The 25,660-nt window shown below is 58.6% G+C and carries 22 protein-coding genes; 15 read left to right on the top strand and 7 right to left on the bottom strand.

The features are described from left to right. The first annotated feature begins 221 nt into the window (after nucleotides 1-221). Nucleotides 222-1,436, top strand: coding sequence for an MFS transporter (locus tag OZX71_RS05085; protein ID WP_277159567.1), 1,215 nt, complete (start codon nucleotides 222-224; stop codon nucleotides 1,434-1,436). 38 nt (nucleotides 1,437-1,474) lie between these two features. Continuing rightward, nucleotides 1,475-2,323, top strand: a complete 849-nt coding sequence (locus tag OZX71_RS05080) for an aldo/keto reductase (RefSeq protein ID WP_277159566.1) — start codon at nucleotides 1,475-1,477, stop codon at nucleotides 2,321-2,323. 115 nt (nucleotides 2,324-2,438) lie between these two features. On the opposite strand, the gene OZX71_RS05075 is transcribed toward OZX71_RS05080, so the two are convergent. After that, nucleotides 2,439-2,783: a hypothetical protein gene (locus OZX71_RS05075; protein ID WP_277146616.1), complete on the bottom strand. Its 345-nt coding sequence runs from the start codon at nucleotides 2,781-2,783 to the stop codon at nucleotides 2,439-2,441. A gap of 256 nt (nucleotides 2,784-3,039) precedes the next feature. Between OZX71_RS05075 and OZX71_RS05070 the strand changes: the two genes are divergently transcribed. Next, nucleotides 3,040-4,212, top strand: a complete 1,173-nt coding sequence (locus OZX71_RS05070) for an ArgE/DapE family deacylase (protein ID WP_277159565.1) — start codon at nucleotides 3,040-3,042, stop codon at nucleotides 4,210-4,212. A gap of 162 nt (nucleotides 4,213-4,374) precedes the next feature. Here the strand turns inward: OZX71_RS05070 and OZX71_RS05065 are convergent, their stop codons facing one another. Both OZX71_RS05065 and OZX71_RS05060 read right to left on the bottom strand, forming a co-directional pair. Further along, nucleotides 4,375-5,712, bottom strand: coding sequence for a nucleobase:cation symporter-2 family protein (locus tag OZX71_RS05065; RefSeq protein WP_277160661.1), 1,338 nt, complete (start codon nucleotides 5,710-5,712; stop codon nucleotides 4,375-4,377). Between the two features lie 551 nt (nucleotides 5,713-6,263). Then, nucleotides 6,264-6,842, bottom strand: a complete 579-nt coding sequence (locus tag OZX71_RS05060; RefSeq protein WP_277146618.1) for a xanthine phosphoribosyltransferase — start codon at nucleotides 6,840-6,842, stop codon at nucleotides 6,264-6,266. A 272-nt stretch (nucleotides 6,843-7,114) separates the two neighbouring features. Here OZX71_RS05060 and OZX71_RS05055 point away from each other — a divergent pair, with 272 nt between their 5' ends. The 3 genes from OZX71_RS05055 (at nucleotide 7,115) to rpsD (ending at nucleotide 11,765) form a co-directional block, all read left to right on the top strand. Further along, entirely contained in the window at nucleotides 7,115-9,865 is a 2,751-nt protein-coding gene (locus OZX71_RS05055) for a UvrD-helicase domain-containing protein (protein WP_277159564.1), read from the top strand. A gap of 73 nt (nucleotides 9,866-9,938) precedes the next feature. Continuing rightward, nucleotides 9,939-10,829, top strand: a complete 891-nt coding sequence (locus OZX71_RS05050; RefSeq protein ID WP_277159563.1) for a hypothetical protein — start codon at nucleotides 9,939-9,941, stop codon at nucleotides 10,827-10,829. 309 nt (nucleotides 10,830-11,138) lie between these two features. Further along, nucleotides 11,139-11,765 (top strand): 30S ribosomal protein S4, encoded by a 627-nt coding sequence (gene rpsD / locus OZX71_RS05045; RefSeq protein WP_277146621.1) that lies wholly within the window; start codon nucleotides 11,139-11,141, stop codon nucleotides 11,763-11,765. A 110-nt stretch (nucleotides 11,766-11,875) separates the two neighbouring features. Here the strand turns inward: rpsD and OZX71_RS05040 are convergent, their stop codons facing one another. Genes OZX71_RS05040 through trpX form a run of 3 tightly spaced genes read right to left on the bottom strand, consistent with a single transcriptional unit; the run spans nucleotide 11,876 to nucleotide 14,744 of the window. After that, the gene (locus OZX71_RS05040; RefSeq protein WP_277159562.1) at nucleotides 11,876-12,730 is read right to left on the bottom strand and encodes an ATP-binding cassette domain-containing protein; all 855 of its coding nucleotides are present in this window, start codon (nucleotides 12,728-12,730) and stop codon (nucleotides 11,876-11,878) included. After that, the gene (locus OZX71_RS05035) at nucleotides 12,727-13,656 is read right to left on the bottom strand and encodes an ABC transporter permease (protein WP_277159561.1); all 930 of its coding nucleotides are present in this window, start codon (nucleotides 13,654-13,656) and stop codon (nucleotides 12,727-12,729) included. Before OZX71_RS05035 ends, OZX71_RS05040 begins: the two co-directional genes overlap by 4 nt. Next, the gene (trpX, locus tag OZX71_RS05030) at nucleotides 13,653-14,744 is read right to left on the bottom strand and encodes a tryptophan ABC transporter substrate-binding protein (RefSeq protein WP_277159560.1); all 1,092 of its coding nucleotides are present in this window, start codon (nucleotides 14,742-14,744) and stop codon (nucleotides 13,653-13,655) included. The genes OZX71_RS05035 and trpX overlap by 4 nt, the downstream gene beginning before the upstream one ends. Nucleotides 14,745-15,128: 384 nt before the next feature. Between trpX and OZX71_RS05025 the strand changes: the two genes are divergently transcribed. The 6 genes from OZX71_RS05025 (at nucleotide 15,129) to mltG (ending at nucleotide 21,131) form a co-directional block, all read left to right on the top strand. Continuing rightward, nucleotides 15,129-15,803 (top strand): histidine phosphatase family protein, encoded by a 675-nt coding sequence (locus tag OZX71_RS05025; protein WP_277159559.1) that lies wholly within the window; start codon nucleotides 15,129-15,131, stop codon nucleotides 15,801-15,803. Between the two features lie 90 nt (nucleotides 15,804-15,893). Beyond that, nucleotides 15,894-16,322 (top strand): DUF948 domain-containing protein, encoded by a 429-nt coding sequence (locus tag OZX71_RS05020; protein ID WP_277159558.1) that lies wholly within the window; start codon nucleotides 15,894-15,896, stop codon nucleotides 16,320-16,322. 2 nt (nucleotides 16,323-16,324) lie between these two features. Continuing rightward, nucleotides 16,325-16,561, top strand: a complete 237-nt coding sequence (locus OZX71_RS05015; protein ID WP_277146627.1) for a hypothetical protein — start codon at nucleotides 16,325-16,327, stop codon at nucleotides 16,559-16,561. A gap of 220 nt (nucleotides 16,562-16,781) precedes the next feature. Continuing rightward, nucleotides 16,782-19,463 carry an alanine--tRNA ligase gene (gene alaS, locus OZX71_RS05010; RefSeq protein WP_277159557.1) on the top strand — a complete coding sequence of 894 codons (2,682 nt, stop codon included), beginning with the start codon at nucleotides 16,782-16,784 and terminating at the stop codon, nucleotides 19,461-19,463. Nucleotides 19,464-19,468: 5 nt separating this feature from the next. Further along, entirely contained in the window at nucleotides 19,469-19,924 is a 456-nt protein-coding gene (gene ruvX / locus OZX71_RS05005; protein ID WP_277146629.1) for a Holliday junction resolvase RuvX, read from the top strand. 25 nt (nucleotides 19,925-19,949) lie between these two features. Next, nucleotides 19,950-21,131: an endolytic transglycosylase MltG gene (gene mltG / locus OZX71_RS05000; protein ID WP_277159556.1), complete on the top strand. Its 1,182-nt coding sequence runs from the start codon at nucleotides 19,950-19,952 to the stop codon at nucleotides 21,129-21,131. 416 nt (nucleotides 21,132-21,547) lie between these two features. Here the strand turns inward: mltG and OZX71_RS04995 are convergent, their stop codons facing one another. Beyond that, on the bottom strand, nucleotides 21,548-22,033 hold the full coding sequence (locus OZX71_RS04995) for a peptidase A24 (RefSeq protein WP_277159555.1): 486 nt from the start codon (nucleotides 22,031-22,033) through the stop codon (nucleotides 21,548-21,550). Between the two features lie 93 nt (nucleotides 22,034-22,126). Here OZX71_RS04995 and aroC point away from each other — a divergent pair, with 93 nt between their 5' ends. The 3 genes from aroC to OZX71_RS04980 all read left to right on the top strand — a co-directional run bounded on the left by aroC (nucleotide 22,127) and on the right by OZX71_RS04980 (nucleotide 25,660). After that, complete coding sequence (aroC, locus tag OZX71_RS04990) at nucleotides 22,127-23,314, top strand: chorismate synthase (protein WP_277146632.1); 1,188 nt, start codon at nucleotides 22,127-22,129, stop codon at nucleotides 23,312-23,314. A 152-nt stretch (nucleotides 23,315-23,466) separates the two neighbouring features. Continuing rightward, nucleotides 23,467-25,092, top strand: coding sequence for a bifunctional shikimate kinase/3-dehydroquinate synthase (locus OZX71_RS04985; protein ID WP_277159554.1), 1,626 nt, complete (start codon nucleotides 23,467-23,469; stop codon nucleotides 25,090-25,092). Nucleotides 25,093-25,204: 112 nt separating this feature from the next. Beyond that, nucleotides 25,205-25,660, top strand: coding sequence for a type II 3-dehydroquinate dehydratase (locus tag OZX71_RS04980; RefSeq protein WP_277159553.1), 456 nt, complete (start codon nucleotides 25,205-25,207; stop codon nucleotides 25,658-25,660).

Raw genomic sequence — 25,660 nt, 5'->3', positions numbered from 1 at the left:
ACATGTGTGAACCCTGTCGGAGCCTGAGAGAAAGTCTGTCGGCAGGTCGGTTACGGTTGAGCATTGAGGATTGTGGTTTTGCGGCCCGAATCGGGTGAGTTGACGCCTGTTCCTAATTGAATAAATGTCAAAGTGGCAACACGATAATGGTTTGTTCGCCTGTTAAGGCGAGAGACGATGCGTGTTGCCGAATATCAACAAGTGGTTTAGGAGGATGAATAGTGAGCAAGAATATGAGCAGAGGCGCATGGCTGGTGGTTTTGGGATTGATACTGGCCGGTGCGAATCTGCGTATGCCGATCACTATGATGCCGCCGCTGCTGACGGACCTTAAAGCTGAAATCGGTCTGCCGACCTCGTTGGCGGGCTTGCTTACCACCATCCCGCTGCTGGGATTCGCACTCGCCTCGCCGCTGATGGGCAAGTTCGGTGCGAAACACGGCAGCGACAAAGTGCTGGTCGTCTCGTTGATCATTCTGAGCGTCGGCAGCTACCTGCGTGTCATTCCTTCGTCATGGGCGCTGATGGTCGGAACCGCCATTCTCGGCATTGGTATCGCTGGCGGCAACGTGCTGCTGCCAGCCGTCATCAAGGATCGTTTCCCAAATAACATCGCGGGCATGACCACCCTTTACACCATGGCGCAGGTCATCGTCGCGTCGCTCGGCACTGCCGCGTCTGGCGTCGTCGCCTCAAAGATTGGTATCCAGTCAAGCATGGCGATGTTTGCGCTGGTGGGCCCCGTCGCGCTGATTGTGTGGATATTCATTGCCGTGCTCAACCAACGTCGTTCCGGCTCATCGCACATTGCCGTTGACACTCCCGTCGACCGACCAATGGTCGACAGGACGCCGTGGCGCTCGCCGCTGGCATGGTTGATTTTGGCCTACTTCGGCTTGCAATCCATGCTGTATTATTCCCTGCTTACCTGGTTGCCTTCGATGTGGCAGGAGGCAGGTTTCAGCTCTGTGGTGGCGGGAAATCTCGCCACGCTCTTCCAGCTGACTGGCATGCCGCTGACACTGACGGTGCCGATGATCGCCGAGCGCAAACATGGGCTGGCCATCATCAACGGCATCGTCGGCGGGGGATTCGCCCTTGGAGTATTGGGCATCCTTGTGCCGGGCGCGAATCTGCCGCTCAATGTGGTGGCCTCCGCCTTGATGGGCATGGCCTCGGCCGCGGCGTTCAGCATCTGTGTGATCTTCTTCCAGAAGCGTACTTCGAACGCGGCCGACACTGCCCGCCTTTCCGGCATGGCCCAGTCCGGCGGCTACCTGCTGGCCGCGGTCGGCCCGGTGGCGCTCGGCGCGCTCAATGGCCTCCTGCATACCTGGACGCCCATCATCGTGCTGGTCCTCGTCGTCATCGCCCTGATGTACCTTTCCGGCATCGTGGTCATCCGTCACCGTGATATCTATGAAGGGCTACACTGAGCAGCAGTGGTTCCACCATTACCTGAAAGGCAGAAACGATGACGATTCTTACTGATACTTATACGCTGAACAACGGGGTGAAGATTCCGAAGATTGGGTTCGGCACCTGGCAGATTCCCGATGGGAAAGTGGCCTATGATTCGGTGCGGATGGCGCTGGACGCCGGGTATCGCCATATCGACACCGCCTACGTCTATGGCAACGAACGCAGCGTCGGACGTGCGATCCGCGAGTCGGGAGTGGCGCGCGACGAGATTTTCGTGACCTCGAAGCTTCCGGCCGAGGTCAAGACGGCGGACGGGGTGCTGCCGCATTTCGAAGAGACGATGGAGAACCTCGGACTTGATACCCTCGATCTCTATCTCATCCACGCGCCCTGGCCGTGGAGCCACGCGGGGCACATGCGCATGGACGCGGAGAATCTGGCGGTCTGGGGCGAGATGGAGAAGATCTATCGTTCCGGCCGTGTGCGTGCCATCGGGGTGTCGAATTTCGATGACCACGATTTGAAGAACATTCTCGACCATGACGAGGTGACGCCCGCGGTCAATCAGATTCAGTATTACGTCGGTGCCACCGAACCGAGAAACAGGACCTTCGCACAATCCCACGGTCTGCTGATCGAAGCCTATTCGCCGCTCGCTACCGGCGGGCTGCTCGGTTCGTCGGAGCTCAAGGCGATGGCCGAAAAGTATAGGGTCTCAACCGCCCAGCTGGCGATTCGCTTCTGCCTGCAGAACGGTGTGCTGCCGCTTCCGAAAGCCACGCATCGTGAACATATCGAAAACAACGCCGATGTCGATTTCACCATCAGCGACGCGGATATGGACACGCTTAACGTCTTTACCGATCCGAATCCGGACAACCACAATCCCAGCCAGCGGTGAGAATCAGCCTCAAGATATTATCCCGCAGAAGTCGCCATTCCGAATGTTGTTGCGGGATGGCGACTTCTGCTTTAGCATCATGATTCCTGAATTTTCTAAAAACCGAACAGGATTTTTACGGTTGTATGGTGCTGAGTAATTCGATGATTTCTTCATGACGCTCTGAAACATTCATCTCGGTGGTTTGAAACAGTTCAAGAATCTGTCGTGCGGTGTCGAGTGTTTCCTTATCTCGTTCGCCGGCATCGGTCAGTGACGAGAGGTTGAGGAAAGACTCGAGTGAGTGAGAATTCTGGTCTTTCAAAGCGCGTTCGATGATGCCACGCAGCATGATCTTGAGATTGCGTGAATTTTTGCGGTCGTTTCGACGGCGTTCCAAATACGGTAGGAACAGCGCCACTAATACCGCTGCGGTCTCTGCTACTGCCGTGGCCCATTCTGCCAATGATCCAATCTCCATATACTCTCCTTGGCGAAGCGTTGAAAGTGCAAAACCATACTGTACACCGTTCTATGCAACGGGTGAATGCCTGCGATAGCGATCTGCGCTGCAGTCGGATTTGTGGATCTTACTACAGAGCAATGGGAGCAATCGTTCATGTCTGTTGGACAAGTTGGTGTCTTGAAATCGAAACGTTTGCCTGTGATAATTGGTGAACGAGTGAAGTGGTTTAATAGAAGAATATGCATATTGTCATCTTTTGAAAGGGAATATCATGAACGAGCAAGAAGCCATGGACCTGCTGCGCAAGTTCGTAGGACTACGTACCGAAAACGGCAACGAAAAGGTCGTAGCGGATGAAATCAAGGCGATTTTCGATAAAGCCGGCGTGCCCTGCAAGGTTCTGCCGCTTGAAGAGGACCCGACACGTGCCAACCTCGTCGCCGAACTCGGGCACGGTGAGCCGATTCTCGGGCTGACCGGGCATATGGACACCGTCTCGGCCCAGCAGGAAGGCTGGAAGACCGATCCGTTCAAGCTCACCGAAGACGGCGATCTGGTCTACGGCCGCGGCGTGACCGATATGAAGGCCGGCCTTGCCGCCATGGTCATCGCCATGCTCAATCTCAAAAAGCATGAGGAGCAGATGCGCGGCACCGTGCGTTTCCTGGTCACGGCCGGTGAAGAGGTCGGCATGCCCGGTGCCGCTGCACTCGAAAAGCAGGGTTATATGAAAGGCGTCGAGGCGTTGCTCGTCGGCGAGCCTTCCGGCTACAACATCGTCTACGCCACCAAGGGCGAGCTGAACCTGAACATCGCGATGAAGGGGAAGGCTGCGCACAGCTCCACTCCGGCCGCGGGCATCAACGCAGTGGAGAATCTGATCGAATTCCTCGATACCATTTCCAAGCGCATCAAGGCCGCATCGGCCGGAAAGAGCAACCCGGACCTCGGCGATACCGTCTTTAATATTGACGTCATCCGTGGCGGCCAGCAGGTCAATGCGATTCCTGAGTCCGCCAGTGCCGAAATCAACATGCGTATCATCCCCGAGTTCAGCAACAAAGAGATTCTCGCTGTTTTGGACGATGAAGTGGCGAAGTTCAACGACAGTCACAAGGCCACCGTCTCCTACGAGGTCGGTATGGATATCGTTCCTGCAATCGGCCCGAAGGACGCCAAGCTTGCCAAGATCGTCAAGTCGGTGGGGGAGCACCATTTGAAGGAGCAGGGCAAGCCCGGCGAGATCCCGATGTTCGGCGTGTCCGGCGGTACCGACGGCAGCGTGCTCCTGCTCGACAGCCCCAAGGACACCGCCTACGTGATGTTCGGGCCAGGCAACGATACGATGCACTGCGTCAACGAAAGCCTTCCCAAGGCGATGTACTTCGATTTCATCGGCATCTATGACGACATCATCAACGAGTACATGGGCATTAGCAAGTAGTCGATTGCGTTTGATGCTGGTAAACGGACTCAGATAAACGGTTGCGGTGCGTTTCCCGGCATCGGAATGTGATAGTGCTGGTAAACGTACTGTAATAAGAGATTAAAGTACGTTTACCAGCACGAAATTGCGATGTTTTGGGCGAAGGAGCCTGTTTTAGCTTCAGTCTTTAGTTTCTGCGGTATTGTTTTCGCCGGAACCGTTATGTGTGTTGACCAGGAAATGCGACTCGTTGGGAAGTACAGCGTTCAAAATGACGGCGACCACGAACGAAACGGCGATGCAGTTGGTGGCGAAGATCGACTGGAAGAGCTGCGGGAACTGGGCGAAGATGCCGCCGACCTGCGTGAAGCCGATGCCGATGGTCAGGGAGAGCGCCGCGATGGTGGTGTTGCGCTGGCTGAAGCCTGCCTCGGCGATCATCTGGAAACCGGAGAGGATGATGTTGCCGAACATCATGATGGTGCATCCGCCGAGCACGGCCTGCGGCATCGAGTTGAACACCTGGGCCACGGCCGGCACGAAGCTGGCCAGGATGAGGATGAAGCCGCCGGAGAGGATGACCTTGCGGTTGACGACCTTAGTGACGGCCACCAGCCCGATGTTCTGGGCGAACGAGGTCAGCGGCAGGCAGCCGAAGAGCCCGGAGACGGTGGAGATCAGGCCGTCGCCGGCGATGGCGCCGCTGGTCTCGCGGTCGGTGGGCAGACGGTTCAGGCCCACCTTGGAAAGCGCCGCGGTGTCGCCGAGCACCTCGACCGAGGAGACCACGTAGAGCAGCGCGAAGGAGATGATGGAACCGGCGTCGAAGGTCGGTTTGAATGGCATGAAGTGCGGCAGGCTCACCACCTGCAGACCGGTGAATCCGGAGAAATCGACCTTGCCCATGAAAATCGCGATCACATAGCCGACCACCAGGCCGAAGAGCACCGAGAGCTGCTTGGCGGTGCCTTTCATCAGCAGTTGGAAGGCGAGGCACGCGACCAGCGAGACCAGGCCCAGCGTGAGGTTCTGCCAACTACCGAAATCCTTGGCTCCCGAGCCGCCGCCGAACGAGGACGCGCCGGTGGAGAGCAGCGAGAAGCCGATGGAGGTCACCACGATGGCCGAGACGATCGGCGGCACATATTTCTTCCAGAAGGTCGCGGTCAGGCCGAGCACCAGCTCGATAAGCCCGCCGACGATGATGGCGCCGACCAGGGCGCCGTAGCCCTGCTTGCCGACGATGGCGGTCGCGGCGGCGACGTAGGTAAACGAGATGCCGGTGACCATCGGCAGGCGGCTGCCGACCCGCCAGATCGGGTAGAGCTGCAGGCAGGTGCCGAGGCCGGCGACCAGCAGACCGTTCTGGATGATCATCGCCGATTGCGCGGGGCTCAGATGCGCGGCGGCGGTCACCAGGAAGATCGGGGCGAGGTTGGCCACGAACATCGCCATGACGTGCTGCAGGCCGAAGGGGACGCCGCGCCAGAAGGAGATCTGCCCGTTGAGGCTGGTCAGGGCTTCTTCGGTGCTGGGTTTAGGCTGCTTCGATCCGTTCGCGGCGGAATCGTCGTCGTTTCGTTTGCGCCACGGCAGGTGGGAGGCAAGTCCTGAGACATTATTATCTGCTGCAGCCTGCTTGGTTGGTGAAGTCACAGTCGATTTGTCGTCAGACTTGTTTTGATTATTGGGGATGATGTTTGCTGGTTCGGCCTCTTCGTGGGTGCCGTGCTGATCAGTGCTCAAAGGGTCTCTTTTCTTGATGAAATTGAGATAGTGCTGATAGCTGAAAGCATACGCTCGTCAGTGGGCAGAACGGGTTCAGGGCGTTTCTTTGAGAACAATGCGGTCTGTTTGGTGCCAAAGATTCATCTTTGATGATATTTTACGGTGCTGTTGACGATGACCATATGATGACCATATTGGATTTTGCAAGGTGCCGGTGATGAACGCTGACCAATAGGCATGCGTCCAACGGACAACACGAAACAGACAACAAAAAGCGGCCGTCGGGAATCATGTCTCCCGTGCAGGCCGCAGTACGTTCAAATAATTGAAGTCAGCAGAAACTATGCGAATTCGATGGTTCCGTTTTCGCCGTCCATCGATTTGACGATGGCCAGCGATGCTACCTCATAACCGGCTTCACGCAGTTCCTTGCCGCCGCGTTGGAAGCCTTTTTCGATGGCGATGCCGATTCCTTCGATCTTGACGCCGGCCTCGTTGCAGATATCGATAAGACCGTGCATGGCCTTGCCGTTGGCGAGGAAATCGTCGATGAGCAAAACGTGCTCGCCGGGGTTCAGGAAGCGTTTCGAGACGATGACCGGGAATTCCTTCTGTTTGGTATAGGAATAGACTTTTGCCGTATATTGGTCGCCGTCCAAGTTGATGGATTGGGTCTTTTTGGCGAACACGACAGGAACGTTGCCGAAATGTTGGGCCGCGATGCAGGCGATGCCGATGCCGCTGGCCTCGATGGTCAGGATCTTGTCGATTTTCTTGCCGGCGAAGATGCGCGCCCATTCGTCCCCCATGTGGTTGAACAGCGTCACGTCGCACTGGTGGTTCAAGAAGGCGTCGACCTTGAGCACTTCGCCCGGTTTCACGGTTCCGTCCCGGCGAATCCTGTCTTCAAGTTCCTTCATGTTTTCCTCTCGTTTCCGTCGGTAGATTTTGGCGATGCCCGACGCCACGCATACATATATGGTCTACGAGCATAATCAGTGGAGGTGACGTTGATAAACGGCATCTAGCATCCGTCATCGATTTGACTTATATGTTGCGTGATATGACCGTTCCGCCTCGTGCCGCGGGCCGATGAGACGATGACAACTGGATGTGATAGAAATGAAGTCCTATGACAGGCGGGCGCGGCTCTTGGCGACGCTCGCGAAACGGCTTGGTGAAGGGAATGGGTGTGGCACAGGATCCGGATTTGATTGCACGAAGCGCAGAGGAACTCGTCGGCGACCTGAACGAGCAGCAGGCCAAGGCGGTGCAGTATCGTGGGCCGGCCTTGCTGATCGGTGCGGGGGCCGGGTCGGGCAAGACCCGTGTGCTGACCCGTCGAGTGGCGTGGATTCTTTCCCAATTCGGTGCGTGGCCCAGCCAGATTCTGGCCATCACCTTCACCAACAAGGCCGCCGCCGAAATGCGCGAGCGTTTGGAGGCCTTGATCGGCCCGGTGGCGGAGCACATGTGGATTTCGACGTTCCACTCCGCCTGTGTGCGCATTTTGCGACGAGACGGGAAAACCATCGGTCTCAATTCCGGTTTCTCTATCTATGACACCGCCGACAGCCAGCGGTTGATCAAGCTCATCGCTACCAGTCTCAACGTCGATCTGAAGCGTTATACGCCTCGTGCCATCCTCGGTCAGATCTCCGATTACAAGAACAAACTGGTCGGATGGAAAGAACTGCTCAATACTTACGCACCCGATTACAAGCCCGGCCAGCAAGGCTATCAGATGGGACGTGCCGACAACGCAGATGCGGTGTATGCCGTAATCTACGCGGAATACCAGCATCGCTTGGCCGCGGCGAATGCCGTGGATTTCGACGATCTGATTGTCCGTACCGTCGAGCTCTTGCATGATCACCCCGAAGTCGCGGATTATTACCATCATAAGTTCCGTTACATTCTGGTCGACGAATATCAGGACACCAACCACGCCCAGTACCAGCTGGTGCGTGAGCTTTCCGGCATCGACAGCGCCGATCGACCGGCGCTGGGCTCGATGGCAGGAAACCAACCAACCGCAGGGCGTGAAGGCCCGGCTTGGGTGACCGTTGTCGGCGATTCCGACCAGTCCATCTATGCCTTCCGCGGCGCCGATATCAGCAATATTCAGGACTTCGAAAAGGACTTCCCGGGTGCCCTGACCATCATGCTGGAGCAGAACTACCGCTCCACGCAGACCATCCTCGACGCGGCCAACGCCGTCATTTCCAAGAATACCGGACGCAAACCCAAGAAACTCTGGACTTCGCTCGGCAAGGGCGACCCGATTATCGGCTACGCGGCCGACAACGCCCAGCAGGAGGGCGGCTGGATCGCCAACGAGATCGCCAATCTCAAAAGCGAGCACGGCTACCGTTACTCCGACATGGCGATCATGTACCGTGCCAACGCGCAGTCCCGCGCGCTGGAGGAGGCGCTGATCAACGCAGGTATTCCCTACCAGCTTGTCGGTGGCACGAAATTCTACGAACGCCGTGAGGTCAAGGACGCCATCGCCTACCTGCAGGCCATCACCAACCCTGCCGACAGCGTCAACATGCGCCGTATCATGAACACGCCCAAGCGCGGTCTCGGCGCGCGGGCTGAATCCATGGTCGCCGGTTACGCCGAGGCACATAACACGCCTTTCTGGAACGCTATTCAGCAGATGGATCAGATTCCCGATCTACCCACCCGTACCCGCACCAAGCTCGGCGAATTCCGGGACCTGATGCGAGGCCTGATGCAGTTTGCCGCCGATCACGATTCCAAGCCTTCCGAGATTGTGGCGGAAGTACTCAACAAGTCCAAGCTGCTCGAAGAGCTGCAGCGTTCCACCGACCCGCAGGACGAGTCGCGTGTCGAGAACCTTTCGCAGCTGCAGTCCGTGGCCGCCGAGTTCGAGCAGAAGACGCCCGACGCCACGCTTTCCGGATTCCTCGAGACCACGGCGTTGGTCGCCGATTCCGACCAGTTGCCGGGCGAGGGGGAGGACAGCGGCAAAGTCACGCTGATGACCCTGCACACCGCCAAGGGCCTCGAATACCCCGTGGTGTTCCTCACTGGCATGGAGCAGGGCACGTTCCCGCATTCCCGCTCGCTGGAGGACGAACAGGAGCTTTCGGAAGAGCGTCGTCTGGCCTACGTCGGCATCACTCGTGCCAAGCAGCGGCTCTACGTCACCCGCGCGGCGGTGCGCTCGCAGTGGGGCCAGGCCAACGACATGATGCCCAGCCAGTTCCTCGACGAGATCCCCGACGAGCTGATCGAATGGAAGCGACGCGAGGCCGGCGTCGAGCGCATGCGCTCCGGGTGGGGCAGTGGCTCCGGCGACAGTGGTTTCGACGACGAGTTCGGTGGCTGGGACGATGACGATGGTTTCTCATCCGGTTCCACGTTCGGCGCTTCCGGGGCATCCTCGTCGTATGGCGGCTCTCGTAGTTCTGGGCGTTCCGGTTATGGCTCGTCGCACGGCTCCCGATCAAGCTACGGTTCAGGCCATTCTGGCTACGGTTCCCGTTCCGGCTCTTCGTCCTACGGCTCGCATTCCCGCTCGCTCTATGGAGCAGGTTCGGATTATCGCAGCTCCTCCTCGCATTCCGGTTACGGTTCCCATTCGTCGGGTGGCTCGTCGTACGGCTCCCGTTCCGGCTACGGTTCGTCCTCATACTCTTCGGGCTCGCACACCCGCGGCGGCAAGGTGACCACGCGCCGGACCGCGCCCAAATCCGCGTCGCGCTCGGTGCCGGCTTCGTCGCTTAAGAAAGACAACAAACTGAGCATCGCCGACTTCTCGGTCGGTGACAAGATCACTCACGACCAGTACGGCCTGGGCACCGTCGTCGACACGCAGGACAAGGGCCGCAACTCGATCATCACGGTCGATTTCGGCTCTGACGGCGTCAAGCGCCTCATGCTGCGCGTCGCTCCGATCGAGAAGCTGTAAGGTGTCGGCTCGCCGCGTGGGCACGGGCATATAATCGTCTAGGTTCAGGCAAAACCGAGGGGTTCAGAGGAAAATGACAGGGATTATTTCACAAATTGTGGCAGCCATCGTCATCGAGGTCGTCGTGTGCTTCCTGCAGTGGAAGGCCGTGCGCAGACCAGCGGTCTATCGCGGCGATCCGACCATGGCGGACGGCCGGTATGATATGTATTACGAAACGGTGGATGGCGGCGTTGAGCCGGGAACCGGACACCAGGCCGACATCAACGACTATCTCGCGCCGGCGGGCAGCGATGTCAGCGGGGCGGTGGTCGCCTATGTGCTGTGCGGCATCATCGGCGGCTTGTTCTTCGTCTATCTGTCGCTGGCTTATTCGGCGGTCTGCACCGTGCTGATGGTCGTCATCCTGCTGCAATACCTGGTGTCGCTGGTGCTGCTCATTCGCAACGGGTCGTTCGAGGCCAACAGGACCGGGTTCCTGTCGAGGTGCTTGGAATTCTTCGTCCTCTTCTGCGTGACGCTCTATACGATTGGCACGGTCAGCGAGTCCCGTACCTCCGGCACCTTCGCCAAGCTGCTGCTGGGCACCGACGGACAGTGGCACCGCAAGTTCATCGACGACTTCGGCGTCATCATCCGCAATCTTCCCTCCTGGCAATTCATCGACTGGCTCGATGCCATCCAGCTGATCGTCGGCTCCATCCTGTGTGTCTGCTTCCTGGTGTCCATGCTGCTGGAGTCGGTTGGTATGTTCGTGATCTGCGGCGGCTATGTCCCGCTGCACAGTAGCGGGTTCGTGGCGGGGAAGACGTGGGTGTTTACCCGCATCACCACGCGCAAGACCGTTTATCGGGTCCTGTGGTTCGTGTTGGCCTTTATCCTGAGCTCCCGTTCGGTGGTCACGATCTGCGTGGGCATCTACCGCTTCATCGCCGATTTCATCAGCAATTCCTACACCCACTGACGTCGGATCTGTGCCTTTGCACCGGCGCGTGGTCCGCATCGCGGACGGATACGTAGAAGTCATGGCCGGAGCGGGGTGGCACCGTCGTTATGTTCGTCCTTACCCTGCGGGTAAAATAAGAGTTTGTGTCTGCCATAAGGCGGACATTATCTGGAGTCTTAGCCCATCAGTGGGTCGGCGATATGCCCGGCAAAACGGGGATGTCGTTGGCGCTTGGCGCCTTGAAGCACTGGAGAGGCCCGGCTCAGCGCGGTTTCTTTTGATTCCGCGTTCCGTTCAGATAACGACAGAATACAAAGGAACAACAGAATGACTAACATTCAGCGTTCTCGCCGTCAGGTGCGCCTTTCGCGTGCCCTCGGCATCGCACTGACCCCCAAGGCTCAGCGCATCTTCGAGAAGCGCCCGTACGCTCCGGGTGAGCACGGCCGCACGCGTCGCCGCACCGAATCCGATTACGCGGTTCGTCTGCGCGAGAAGCAGCGTCTGCGCGCCCAGTACGGTCTCTCCGAGAAGCAGCTTCGTGCAGCTTATGAACAGGGCACCCACACCAAGGGCCAGACCGGTGACGCTATGCTCATCGATCTCGAGACCCGTCTCGACGCTCTGGTGCTTCGCGCAGGCTTCGCCCGCACGACCGCCCAGGCACGTCAGTTCGTCGTGCATCGCCACATCATGGTCGATGGCAACGTGGTGGACCGTCCGTCCTACCGCGTCAAGCCCGGCCAGACCATCCAGGTCAAGCCGAAGAGCCAGACCATGGTTCCCTTCCAGATCGCCGCTGAAGGCGTGCACCGCGATGTGCTGCCCGCAGTCCCCGGATACCTGGACGTCAACCTCGCCTCGCTCAAGGCGACCCTCACCCGCAAGCCGGAGACCAAAGAGATTCCGGTCGAGGTCAACATTCAGTACGTCGTCGAGTTCTACGCTCGCTGATTTCTGAATCCCATTCCTTTAAAGGACATACCGCAAGGGCCCTGTGAGTTTCAAGCTCACAGGGCCCTTGGCGTTGTCGTGAATTGCCGTTCGACGGCAGGCGATTGGATTTAGAACCCGTCCTCGAAGAATTCGAGCAGGTCGGCCATCGTCAGCTTCTTCTTCTCCTCGGCGTTCAGGTCACGGACGATCTGGCCTTTTTGCAGTACGATGAGACGGTTGCCGTATTTCAAGGCGTCATCGAGGCGGTGCGTGATCATCAGACAGGTCAGTTGCTGCTCCGCGATGGTGCTGGCGGTGATGGCCATGAGCTGCTTGGAGGTCTTCGGATCGAGAGCCGCGGTGTGCTCGTCCAAGAGCAGCAGGTCAGGTTTGGTGATGGTCGCCATGATCAGGCTCAGTGCCTGGCGTTGGCCGCCGGAAAGGTTGCCGGCCGGCGTGTTGAGATGTTCCTCGAGTCCGTTGCCGATGCCTCGGCACAGCTGAAAGAAGCGGTCGTGGTTGGGTGCCATCTCACGCATCTTCAAGCGGCGGGGTTGGCCGCGACGGGTGGCGAGCAGCAGGTTTTCGGCGACGGTCATCCGCGGCGCGGTGCCCATCTTCGGGTCCTGGAAGACACGGGCGATGTATTTGGCACGCGTCTCCTGAGAGGTCGAAGTGACGTCTTCGCCATTCAGCAGCACGCGCCCGGTCGTAGGGTGGATGCCGCCGGCGATGATGTTGAACAGCGTCGATTTGCCCGCGCCGTTGCCGCCGAGCACAGTGATGAAATCACCGGGTTTCACGGCGAGGTTGGCGTCGGTCAGGATCTCCTTGGTGTCGTCCATGCCGTTGTTGACCCTCACCGAGCAATGCTCGATGGCGAGACGAATGTCTTTCGGGTCGCGCACGCTTTGTGCCTCGGCAACACTGGCAGTCAGGGCGAGGTCATCGTTGTTCGGCTTTGTCATCGTTTCGTCGTTCATGCGTTCGCCTTTCCCTTGGTTGCCACGACGTCATTCTTCCTGAAGTATTTCTCGAAGCCGGTGGTCAGGTGCAACGCCCGCCTGAACTGCGGGATGAGCATGCACAGCGAGAGCACGACCGCCGAGAAGAACTTCAGATAGGTGGTGTCGAAACCGAGACGGATGACCAGAAGAATCAGCAGCTGGTAGATGATGCTGCCGACCACGGTGGCGAGCATGCGCTGGAAGAAGGAGAGCTCGCCGAAAAGGACCTCGCCGATGATGATGGAGGAGAGGCCAATCACGATGGTGCCCACGCCTTTGCTCACGTCGGCATAGCCGTCATGCTGGCTGATCAGTGCGCCGGACAGGGCGATCAGGCCGTTGGAGACCATCAGCCCCACGTTGGTCATCCGTTCGGTGTGGATGCCGAGCGACTTGGCCATGGATTCGTTGTCGCCGGTGGCGATGTAGGCTTGACCGAATTCGGTGTTGAAAAACAGCGACATCAGGCCGATGACGATGGCCACGGCCAGCAGTCCGATGAAGACGGTGTCGTAGTTCGTCGGCAGATTGAGCGGGATGAAGACATCCTGGATCTTCGGCAGGTTCAGCAGGGAGAGATTCGGGGACTTCATGACGAAGAGCATCACCGAGTTCAACGCACTCATCACCAGTATTCCGGCGAGGACCACGGGGATCTTGCCTTTCGTGTAGAGCAGGCCGGTCACCAGGCCCGCGCACATGCCGGCCAAAACGCCCAGCAAAGTAGCCAGGAACGGATTGACGCCAGCGGTGATGGCCGCGACGCACACCGCGCCGCCCAGCGGGAACGAGCCTTCCGTGGTCATATCGGGGAAGCCCAGGATACGGTAGGTCATGAAGATACCGAGGCCGAGCATGCTCCACAGCATGCCCTGACCGATCGATGAGATGATCATGCTCATTGCTTGCCGACCTCCGTGCTGACGAGCTTGGCGCTCTTGCGCAGATTATCGGGGATGGTGATGCCGAGACGTTGCGCCTGCTCCTTGTTGATGATCGTGTCGCCGGTGGAGAACGTGTAGACCGGCATGGTGGCCGGCTTGCCCTTGCCCTTGAGGATCTGCGCGGCCATCTTGCCGGTCTGGATCCCGAGCTGGTATTGGTTGACGCCGATGGTCGCCAGTCCGCCTTGCTTGACCATCGTATCCACCGAGTTGATGACGGGACGGCCCTTCTTGTTGGCTTCCTCGGTCACCGTGGGCATGGCGTTGGCGATGGTGTTGTCGAGCGGGGTGTAGATGAAGTCGCACTTGTCGCTCATCACCTGCACGGTCTGCGCGATTTCGTTGGTCGACGGCACCGGGAATTTCTCGACATTCATGCCGAGCGCTTCGGCCGCCTTGGTGGCGGTCTTGACCTGCGACTTGGAGTTGACCTCGGTGGAGGCGTAGAGCATGCCGACCGTCTTGGCCTGGGGCATCAGTTGCTTGCCGAGCTTGATTTCGGCGGCGACCGGCGGCTGGTCGGAGACGCCGGTGATGTTCTTGCCCGGTGCCTTCATATCTTTCACTAGCCCTGCCGCAACCGGATCGGTGACCGCGCCGAGCACGATCGGAGTAGTGGTGGTGGCGTTGGCCAGCGCCTGGGCGGCGGGGGTGGCGATGCCGACCAGGACGTCGGACTTCTTGTTGACCAGCTGCTCGCTCATCGTGGCGAGCTTGCTCTGGTCGGCCTGTCCGTTCTGGTCGAAGATCTGGATGTTCTTGCCGTCGACGAATCCTTCCTTCTTCAGTTCGTCGACCACGCCTTTATGAATCTGGTCCAAGGCCGGATGGCTGACGTATTGGAGGATGCCGACACGTTTCATACCGTTTTTCGTACCCGTCGACGACTGCACCGATTGGCTGACGGCCTTGCCGCCGGATGCCTGTGTGATGCCGGCCCGTCTGCCGAGTTCATAGGTGAACCCGCCTACGAGGATAAGGGCGATGACGACGATGGTCGCGGTCAGCGCCTTGCCGTGCGAGGTTTGGTGGTTTTCATAGCTCATAACGTTCCTGTTGCTCTTTCGATTGGTAGGTATTGCCCACACCAAGTGAGATTGTTGCCTGTATCTAAAAATACAAAAAACACCGAATAAACCACAACGGTGATTCAATCTTCCATTACGCTGCCACAATAAAACAACGGCTAGGAATGCTATGGAAACAAATGACGCCAAGGCGCGGGCACGATATTCAATTCTGGGTACTTAACAACTTGTGTTAGCTACGCCAGCCACGCCAGACGAAATGCAACAGGAACCGTGATGTCGAAATCATATCGACAGCTCCTTTCATTGCATCGTGAAACTCCTTTAACCATAGACATACGGGCGGAAAACGACAAAAACGGATTCGCATAATGAGATACGGCGCTGTGAGATAATGGAGCCATGTTGTTGCATCTTCATCTGGTCCGCCATGGGCAGACCTATTTCAATCGCTATAACCGCCTGCAGGGCTGGTCAAATTCCCCGCTTACCGATTCAGGCATCGCCGGCGCCGACAAGGCGGGGGAGAAACTCAAAGGCATTGATTTCGCCGCCGCCTATTGCTCCGACACGACCAGAGCGGAGCAGACCGCCGCTCGTATTCTCGATATTAACGAGCAAAACGGCCACAAACGCCCTGAGCTCGTCGCCGACATGCATTTCCGTGAACAGTTCTATGGGTATTTCGAAGGTCAGGACATGAATATGGCGTGGTGGGCCGCCGGCGCGCCGCACGGTGCCAAGACCTATAACCAGATCGTGGAGCAATACGGGCTTAAAGGAACCAGGGATTTCCTGAAGGAAGCCGACCCGTTCCACGACGCCGAAAGCGACGAGGAATACTGGAAACGCATCGAAGGCGGGTTCGCGCTGATCGCGGCCAACCCCGATCTCAAGGACGGCGATGATGTGTTGCAGATTTCGCACGGCAACACGCTCTTAAGCCTGATGCACCGTTTTGCCGGCCCGGGTTACGATCTTTCCGAGCGGCCTGCGAACGGCAGTGTCACCTCGCTCGATTTCGACACCGACAAGCCGATCGAGTCAGCGGTGACGATCGTCTCCTATAATCAATGATTTCTGTTTTTTTCAGCGTCGTTGGCGTTGGGTAGTCTGGTGTTCTATTATGGCGCAAATGTCGAGGAACCGTATCGGAAAGAGGCTTACATGAGTATTGGAGATATCGCAGGGCTTATCGCCGCCATAGCATTCGCTGTGTTGGCAGGGTTCCTGATCTATCCGCTCATCAGGCTGGGCAAGCTGTTCGACCAGCTCGCGCAGACCGTCAAGGATTCCGGCGATCATGCCATCCCGGCGCTTGACGAAGGCGTGACCACGGTACGTCAGGTCAACAAGTCGCTTGAGGATGTCAACAAGATTTCCTCGGCTGCTTCCACGACTGCTGGCAACATCGGAGCATTGACCGATCTTTATGGTTCGTTCCTGGGCAAGCCGGTCATCAAACTGGCTTCGTCCTTCTATGCCTTGAAATCCACCGCACAAAGCTTCATGCATCAGCGCGGCGCGGCCGCTGCCGGCGGTGCCGCTGCCAAAGCGAAGGTTCCGACGGCCAAGGCAAAAGCCGGCAAGGAGTAACGATGGTCAAACGAATATTCTGGGTGTCGCTTGGCGTTCTCATCGGTGTGGTGGCCGTATCCAAGGCGGAGGCTTATGTGCGTGCCAATACGCCTGATAAGGCGCGTCAATTCGTGCTTGGTCCCGATCAGGACCACGTGATGCAACGCTCCTTGCGTGGTTTGTTCGATGAATTCAACGCCACGCGAATTGCCCGTGAGCAGGAATTGAATTCGCAATACGCCGACAAGCTCGGCTGATTCCTTCTGCTTGGCGTCGTTCGGGGTTTGTCAATAACGGGGCGAATCAAGGCCGCGGCAGATACAGTGCAATAAATAATAAATATAAATAATATTGTGAGAAAAGAACTTTGGGATAACAGAACCGAATGATCGGTTCCGGTAATGAAGTTTCAATTTCCATGTGATTATTAGAATCGCAACAGTTTCGTTGCGAATGAAGCAAGGAGCAGCAGCAAGTATGCGCACCTCTGAAATCGCCAGTCGGTTCCAACACTATTTTGAAGAGCAAGGCCATCTGGTCCTTCCTTCGGCGTCATTGATTTCGCCGAACCCGACGACGTTGTTCACCATCGCCGGCATGGTACCGTTCATTCCCTATCTGCTGGGTGAACAGACACCGCCGTCGAGGCGCGTGACCAGCAACCAGAAGTGCGTGCGCACGCTTGATATCGACGAGGTCGGCAAGACCACCCGCCATGGCACCTTCTTCCAGATGGTCGGCAACTTCTCCTTTGGCGACTACTTCAAGGCCGAGGCGATCCACTATGCGTGGGAGCTGCTGACCACTCCGCAGGATAAGGGCGGCCTCGGCTTCGACCCCGAAACGCTGTGGGTCACCACCTACACCGACGACGACGAGGCGCGCAGCCTCTGGGCCAACGAGGGCATGGACCCCGAGCACATGGAGATCCTCGGCATGGAAGACAACTTCTGGACCACCGGCGGCCCCGGCCCTGGCGGCCCCTGCTCCGAGATCTACGTCGATCGTGGGCCGAAGTACGGCAAGGAAGGCGGCCCGTCGGCCGACGACAACCGTTACATCGAGATCTGGGATCTCGTTTTCGAGAACTACGCCGTCGACAACGTCAAGTCCAAGACCGACCTGCACATCGTCGGCGAGCTCGAGCACAAGAACATCGATACCGGCGCCGGCCTCGAGCGCATGGCCTACCTGTTGCAGGGCAAGGAGAACATCTACGAGACCGACGAGATCTATCCAGTCATCGAGGCCGCCGAGAAGATCTCCGGCCACAAATACGGCACCGATCAGGAATCCGATGTGCGCTTCCGTGTCGTGGCCGACCACGTGCGCAGCGCGTTGATGATCATGAGCGATGGCGTGCGCCCCAGCAATGTCGGCCGTGGCTATGTGCTGCGCCGTCTGCTGCGCCGCACCGTACGTTCCATGAAGATGCTCGGCGTCAACGAACCCGTATTGCCGACCCTCTTGCCGGTTTCCAAGGACGCGATGGTGCCCAGTTATCCGGAATTGAACGACACATTCCACGACGTTTCCGAAGCCGCGTACGGCGAGGAGGACGCCTTCCGCCGCACCCTCGAGAACGGCACCACCATCCTCGACACGGCCGTCAAGAAGGCCAAGAAGTCCGAGGATGCCGAGATTTCGGGGCGTGACGCGTTCACCCTGCACGACACTTACGGTTTCCCCATCGAGCTGACCCGCGAGATGGCCGAGGAACAAGGCGTGAAGGTCGACGAGAAGGGCTTCCGCGAGCTGATGGACGAGCAGAAGGCTCGTGCCCGCGCCGACGCGCTGAAGAAGCGCCACAACGTGGACGTCAGCGTCTACGACGACTTCAAGAAGACCCTTGACAAGCCGATTGAATTCCTGGGCTACAAGGACCACTCCAGCCGTTCGACCATCCTCGGCATCTTCGAGGAGGGCAAGGGCAGCGTGGAAAGCGTCCAAGGCCCGGCCAACGTCGAGATCGTACTCGACCGCACCCCGTTCTATGCGGAGCAGGGCGGCCAGCTGGCCGACGAGGGCGAGATGATCTCCGACGACGGTGCCGTGCTCGAGATCGATGACGTGCAGAAGCCGATCAAGGACCTGATCGTGCACAGCTGCAGGCTTACCGAAGGCAAGCTCAGCGTCGGCGAGAAAGTCAACGCCACCATAGACGAGGAGCGTCGCCGTGGTCTGGCCCGTTCCCATACGGCCACCCACATGCTGCACAAGGCGTTGCGCGAGGTGCTCGGCGAGCAGGCGACCCAGCGCGGTTCGCTGGTGGCTCCCGATTATCTGCATTTTGATTTCCAATGGCCCACCGCCATGACACGCGAGGAGATCGACAAGGTCGAGGCCCGCGTCGTTGAGCGCGCCTGCGACGATCTGCCGGTCACCATGGTGGAAATGGACTACAAGGAAGCCATCAAGCTTGGTTCCATGCATCTCTTCGGCGAGAAGTACGGCGACCGCGTGCGCGTGGTGACCATCGGCGAGGACGCGTGGAGCCGTGAGCTCTGCGGTGGCACCCACCTCGATGCCACCGGTAAAATCGGCGAGTTCGTCATCACTTCTGAGTCCTCCGTCGGCTCCGGTGTCCGTCGTATCGAAGCGTTCATGGGCAAGAAAGCCTACGAATTCAACGATGCGCAGCACAAGACCGTCTCCGGCTTGGCCGACGAACTCAAGGTACGTCCAGAAGAACTACGCGACCGTGTGCTTTCCCTTGAAGCCAAAGTCAAGGAGGCCGATCAGCGTCTCAACTCGCTTTACGAATCCCAGCTTGAGGCTGCGGTGCCGGCGTTGATCGCGCAAGCACAAGCCGATGCTGACGCTCCGGTTGAGCTGGTGGTCTCGAACGTCGGCCACTTCGGTTCGTTCGACGCACTGCGCAAGACCGTGATGGACATCCGCGCCAAGATCGGCGAGGCGAAGGCCGCGGTCATCGCGCTTTCCGGCGTCAACGAGCAGGGCAAGCCGATGGTCGCCGTGGCCACCAACGACGACGCGCGCAAAGCCGGTTTCAAGGCCGGAGACCTTGTGCGTGTGGCCTCCAAGGTGCTCGGCGGCGGTGGCGGCGGCAAGCCGGACTTCGCCCAGGGCGGCGGAGCCGATGCCTCCAAGATCGACGAGGCGTTGAAGGCCCTGCGTCAGGCAGTGCACAAGGACTGACGCAGTTGACTTGGTTGGGTGTCGATTTGGGAGATGCCAGGGTCGGTTTGGCTTTGAGCGACCCTGAGCTCACGTTGGCGCACCCGGAAGGCAATATCCAAGCCTACGGCGATTCCTTCCGTGCTTTGGATGCGGTCGTGGACTTCATCGACGAGCATGCCGATGTCGATAAGGTCGTCGTAGGTTTGCCGCTCCTGCTGAGCGGGGAAGTGGGGAAAAGCGCCAAAAAAGCCAGACGATGGGCTGCGAATCTGACCAAAAGGTTGGACACCGCCGTCCACAGCGAGGAATATAAAATAGACAAGGTTCCTGAAATAGTACTTCAGGACGAGCGTCTCACCACGGTGAGTGCACACCACCAGTTGAGCCAAGCTAGCGTTCAAAGCAGAAAGCATAGGCCGGTGGTCGACCAGCAGTCGGCGGTTGTTATCCTCCAGTCGGCTTTGGACACGCGTAACTGACGATGCGCAAGCAGAGAGGGAATTCATGCCAGAAGACTTCAACGAGCTTTTCGACACGAACGCCGAGTGGGTCGATTCCACCGGTTCCTCTTCGCCTGCCCAGCCGCCAAGGCCCCCTGCTCAGTCGCGACACGAAATGCGTCAGCGCAGGATGCGGCGGCGTCGTCGGCGGATGAGCATCGCGGCAATCATCGTCGTGGCCCTGATTGTCGTGGGTTGTGGCGGCTTCTTCGGTATACGAGCGGTGTCCCACCATCTCGGTGCCGATAAAAAGCAGGAGGTTTCCGTCGATTATCAGGGGCCTGGAACCGGTGAGATCTGGTTCTCCGTTGAGACCGGTGAGGGCGTCGCCTCCATTGCAGCTCATCTGGTCAAAGCCCACGTGGTCAAGAATGCGGATACGTTCGTGAGCACGGTTGCGGCCAACAACAGCACGCTGTACCCGGGCACGTACCAGCTCAAAAAACATATGTCGTCTATGGACGCGGTGAAAATTCTCTCTGACAGGACCAAGGCTACAGGGTTCTTGGAAGTAAAGGCCGGGGAGCGCAGCGCAGACGTCATATCGCAAGCTGCACAGCTTTCCGGCATCGACCGGTCGCAGTTCGACGCGGTGATCAACGGCGGCGGACAAGGGATCCTTCCCGCGGAGGCCGGCGGCAAATTCGAAGGCTGGCTTGAACCCGGCGTCTATGATGTGAAGAAAAAAGGCAGCACTGCTTCTTCGATCCTGAAATCGATCGTCAACAAGCGTGTGGCCAAACTCAACAAACTGAACGTGCCTTCGGGAGCGCAGCGCGAAACCATCTTGAACATGGCTTCCATCGCCGAATCCGAAGTGAACCGTACGGAATACTACGGTAAGGTCGTGCGCGTGATCATCAACCGGATCGACGGCGATATGCCGCTGGGCATGGATTCGACGGTCGCCTATGGAGCCAACGTCAAACCGAGCGATTTGACCGACGCTATGCTGGGCGATGCCTCGGACCCCTACAACACCCGCATCAACAAAGGATTGCCGCCCACCCCGATCAGCTCGCCGGGAGACGAAGCCATCCAGGCCGCCATGAACCCGACGCCGGGTGATTGGCTCTATTTCGTCACCACGAATCTGCAGACCGGCGAGACCAAGTTCGTCGCCACCCAAGACGAATTCAACCAGATCCGCGAAGAATACAAAACCCAAAACCAAGACGCCAACTGATTTTTTATTTTAGTTATTTCTTGGTGCGGTTTCTGATTACATTGCGTTTACTGGTTGGTCGTGGATTGGCGGGATATGTAATGCTTCGGAACCCTCAAGGCCGGTAGGCCAAGCTTTACTCCTCAGCATCACATATCCCGCCAATCCACTCATGTAAGTTGACAATCTTACGAAGTTTAAAAAACGAAGTCTTAGTTTTTTATACCAACATAAGTGGGTTTGCCGGGATATGCGATGTTCGGGCGTAAGACACGGCCGAACAAAATCAAAGATTTTGTCTTCGCATGAGTAGCATGCTCACTTCGCCTAATCAAAGCCCACAGGGCTTTGCTCTTAACGGCTCAGCCAGAAGCGTCCCGAACATTGTATATCCCGCCAATCCACGACCAACCACGAAACTTGACTTAGTGTGCAAACTATATAGCAGCTAAAAGCGCTGCAAGAATTCCTGCGAATACGATGACGGGGACGAAGGGGGCTTTTGGTGAGTTGGTGGGGAATGAGGGCTTGACGATTCTGGGCCAGAGGAGGAGCCAGAGCAATCCTAGGGCGCCCATCGTGAGCCACCAATAGAGGTAGAGCATCAGTCCGAACGAGCCGACGGCAAGGCCGACCAGAAACGAGGCGGTGACGTCTCCGAATCCGAGGGCTCCGGGCTTTAGCCGTGAGAGTAGGAACTGGATAGCAGCCGACAATAGCGCATATCCGAGCGGCATCAGAACTTTGGCGGGATTGCGTTCGACGATGGCGAGGACGAGGAAGACCGCGAATTGGCTCAATACTCCCAATAGCACCCATGTTCTGGGCACGCGAAAACGACGGATGTCTTCGACAACCAGAGCCAGTCCGCAGAGCAGACTCGGCAGTGCAGCAATGTAGGCCATATCGGTAAGATAGTGCATAAACCCGTTATTTGACGAATGGAAAGCGCGAAAAAGCGAAAAAATCAAGGTTTCTTGAGTTTCGGCTCGTCAAGGTTCGACAAGGAGTGAAGCATGTTGCGTTGGCAGACGGCAGGGGAGTCGCACGGCGAAGCGCTGGTCGCGATGATCGAAGGGCTTCCGGCAGGGGTCCAGGTGCGCTCGCAGGATGTTGTGGATGCACTGGCGCGGCGGCGTCTTGGCTACGGCCGCGGGGCGCGCATGAAGTTCGAACAGGACAAGGTGCGTATGTTGACCGGGGTACGCCACGGAAAGACGCTGGGTTCGCCGGTATCCATCGAGATCGCCAACACCGAATGGCCGAAGTGGACCGAAGTGATGAGCGCCGACCCGCTTGACCACGAGCTGCCGCCGACCGGACGCAACGAGCCGTTGACCCGTCCTCGTCCGGGACATGCCGATTTGACCGGCATGCGCAAATACGGTTTCGATGACGCCCGCAACGCGCTCGAGCGTTCCAGCGCCCGCGAAACGGCTTCACGCGTGGCGTTGGGAGAAGTGGCCGCGAAATTCCTGGAACAGTCCGTCGGCATTCGCACGGTGGCCCATGTCGTCGCGCTCGGCGGCGAGAAAATCGGGGCCGACGCTCCTATGCCGACACCTTCCGATGTGGAAGCGCTCGACGCCTCTCCGGTGCGCACGCTCGACAAGGATGCCGAAAAGCGGATGATGGCGAAGATCGATGAGGCCAAGGCCCGGGCGGATACGCTTGGCGGCGTGGTGGAGGTCATCGCCTACGGTGTTCCCGCCGGGTTGGGCACGTATGTCGAAAGCGACCGTCGTCTTGACGGCGCTCTGGCTGGCGCATTGATGGGCATCCAGGCGATCAAAGGCGTCGAGGTCGGCGACGGGTTCCTCGAGGCCGACAGATTCGGTTCCGAGGCCCACGACGAGATGTTCGTGGACGACAAAGGCCATATCCGTCGGTATTCCAACCGTTCCGGCGGCACTGAAGGAGGCATGTCCGACGGTCAGCCGATTCGTGTGCGGGCCGCGATGAAGCCGATTCCTTCCATTCCACGAGCGTTGCGTACCGTCGATGTCGCCAACGGCGAGGAGGCCAAGGCCATCAACCAGCGTTCCGACACCACTGCGGTTCCTGCCGCGGCCGTGGTCGCCGAAGCCATGGTGCGCTTGACGCTGGCCGGGTTCGTCATTGAAAAGTTCGGTGGCGACAGCGTCGAGGAGACGCGTCGTAACGCACGGAATTACCTCGATTCGTGGCCGGAGCATATGCGCTGAGACGCTGAGACGCATCTATGACGATATCTAGCAATAACACGACCAAAGTGCCGGCTGTGCGCGACTATATGCAAGGCCGGCACGATGATACGGCAGTGAACCGGTTCAAAAATGAGAGAAGGAAGAATGCGAATGCAGAGGGGAAGCTCGCTATGAGTGGTCATCGTCCGCTTGCCGTGGTCATCGGCATGCCCGGTGCCGGCAAGACGCGCGTGGGGCGCGAGGCGGCGCAGATGCTCGGTGTCGATTTCGCCGACGCGGATATCGAGATCGAACATGAAACCGGCATGAAGATTCCCCGATATTTCGAAAAATATGGAGAACCTGCGTTTCGTAAGCTTGAGGCCGAAGTCATTGCGGATCTGCTCGAGTCGTTTGACGGCCTATTGGCTTTGGGCGGCGGCGCTCCGATGACACCGTCTACGCAGAAGGCCTTGGCCGACTACATCGCCGATGGCGGCAAACTGGTCTATCTTGAGGCCGACAAGCACGAGGCCATGGAACGCGCCTCGCGCGGCGGCAACCGACCGATGCTCAACGGCGACGCGAACAAGCGTTGGCTGAAGCTCTTCGACGAGCGCGATCCCGTGTTCCGCGAGATCGCCAATCTGCATGTGCACACCCATGGTTCGACGCCGCGCGTGGCGGCAAGGAAGCTGAGCAATATGATTCAGGAACGCATCATCCATGTCACCGGTTCGGGCATCGAACCTTACGACGTCTGTATCGGCGAAGGCACGTTGAACCGTTTGTCGGATGTGCTCGGCACCGAGGTGCTGCGCGTCGCGCTTATTCACACACAGCCCGTGCAGCGTCATTCCGACCAGGCGCGTGCCCTGTTGCGTCAGGCCGGCTACGAAGTCTACGACATGGTCATTCCCGACGCGGAAAAAGGCAAGACCATCGACGTGGCCAAAACCATCTGGAAACGTCTCGGGGAGATAGGTTTCACCCGTTCCGATGCCATCGTCGGCCTTGGCGGGGGAGCGGCCACTGACTTGGCCGGTTTCATCGCCGCTACCTGGATGCGTGGCATTCGCTACGTCAACTGCCCGACCTCGCTGCTTGCAATGGTCGACGCCTCGACCGGTGGCAAGACCGGCATCAACACCGACGAAGGCAAGAACCTGGTCGGCTCGTTCTACACGCCTGCCGCTGTGCTCGCCGACCTGCGCACGTTGAAGACCCTGCCGCGCGACATCTTCACCGAAGGGCTCGGAGAGGTCACCAAGTCCGGATTCATTTGTGACGCCAAGATTCTTGACATCTTGCAAGAGCATGCCGACGAGCTGAAACACTTCGATGGCGACGATTTTCTGGGAACGCCGCTTGAGGATGTGGTCGCCGAGCTCATCGAACGCACGGTGCGCGTCAAGGCCTATCACGTCTCCAACGACTTGAAGGAAGCAGGGCTGCGTGAATTCCTCAATTATGGGCACACGCTGGCCCATGCCATCGAGAAACTCGAGCATTTCCGTTGGCGTCACGGCAACGCCGTCGCCGTCGGCTGCGTCTACGCGGCGGAACTTTCCTGCATCCTCGGCCATATCGACCACGAGACCGTCGATCTGCACCGTTCGATCTTCTCCTCGCTCGGTCTGCCGATTTCGTGGGACGGCGGCAATTGGGACGATGTGCTGGCGCTGATGCACAAGGACAAGAAGGCGCGCGGCAACACCTTGCGTTTCGTCATCCTCGATGGCGTCGGCCATCCGATGCATCTCGAGGACCCGCCCATGGATGCGCTCGTCGAGGCGTTCCACCGTATCCGCAACTAAGCCATGCGCGGGTCGCGGAATAGGTGCTGAGGAATACCGCTATTCGCCATTGCCGAAAACGCATGTGCCGACCTGCGTTTTAATATTTCAACCATACAAAAGGACAATCATCATGACCAAGGTAATCGTTGTCAACGGACCGAATCTCGGACGTCTGGGTGTGCGCGAACCGGATATCTACGGACGTCAGGACCTTCAGACCCTGCGCAAGGACTGCACCGAATGGGGGCATGCGCTCGGCCTCGAGGTCGAAGTCCGCCAGTCCGACGACGAGGCCGAGGTCATCGGCTGGATGCACCGCGCCGTCGACGAGCAGACCCCGGTGGTGATGAACCCGGCGGCATTCACCCATTACAGCTACGGGCTTTCTGATGCGGCCAAGATGGTCACCGACGCCGGCCTGCCGTTGATGGAAGTGCACATCTCCAACCCCTCGGCGCGCGACACGTTCCGCAAGTACAGCGTCATCAGCCCGGTCGCCACCGGCACCATCACCGGCATGGGCTTCTACGGCTACAAGCTCGCCCTCGACGCCATCTCCCATCTGCTGGCCGACAAGGCTGAATAA

Origin of the sequence: Bifidobacterium sp. ESL0764 (genome assembly GCF_029395515.1) — a bacterium.
Classification (GTDB): Bacteria; Actinomycetota; Actinomycetes; order Actinomycetales; family Bifidobacteriaceae; genus Bifidobacterium.
The sequence above is the reverse complement of the archived record's forward strand: the minus strand, read 5'-3'. Positions and strand labels throughout refer to the sequence as shown.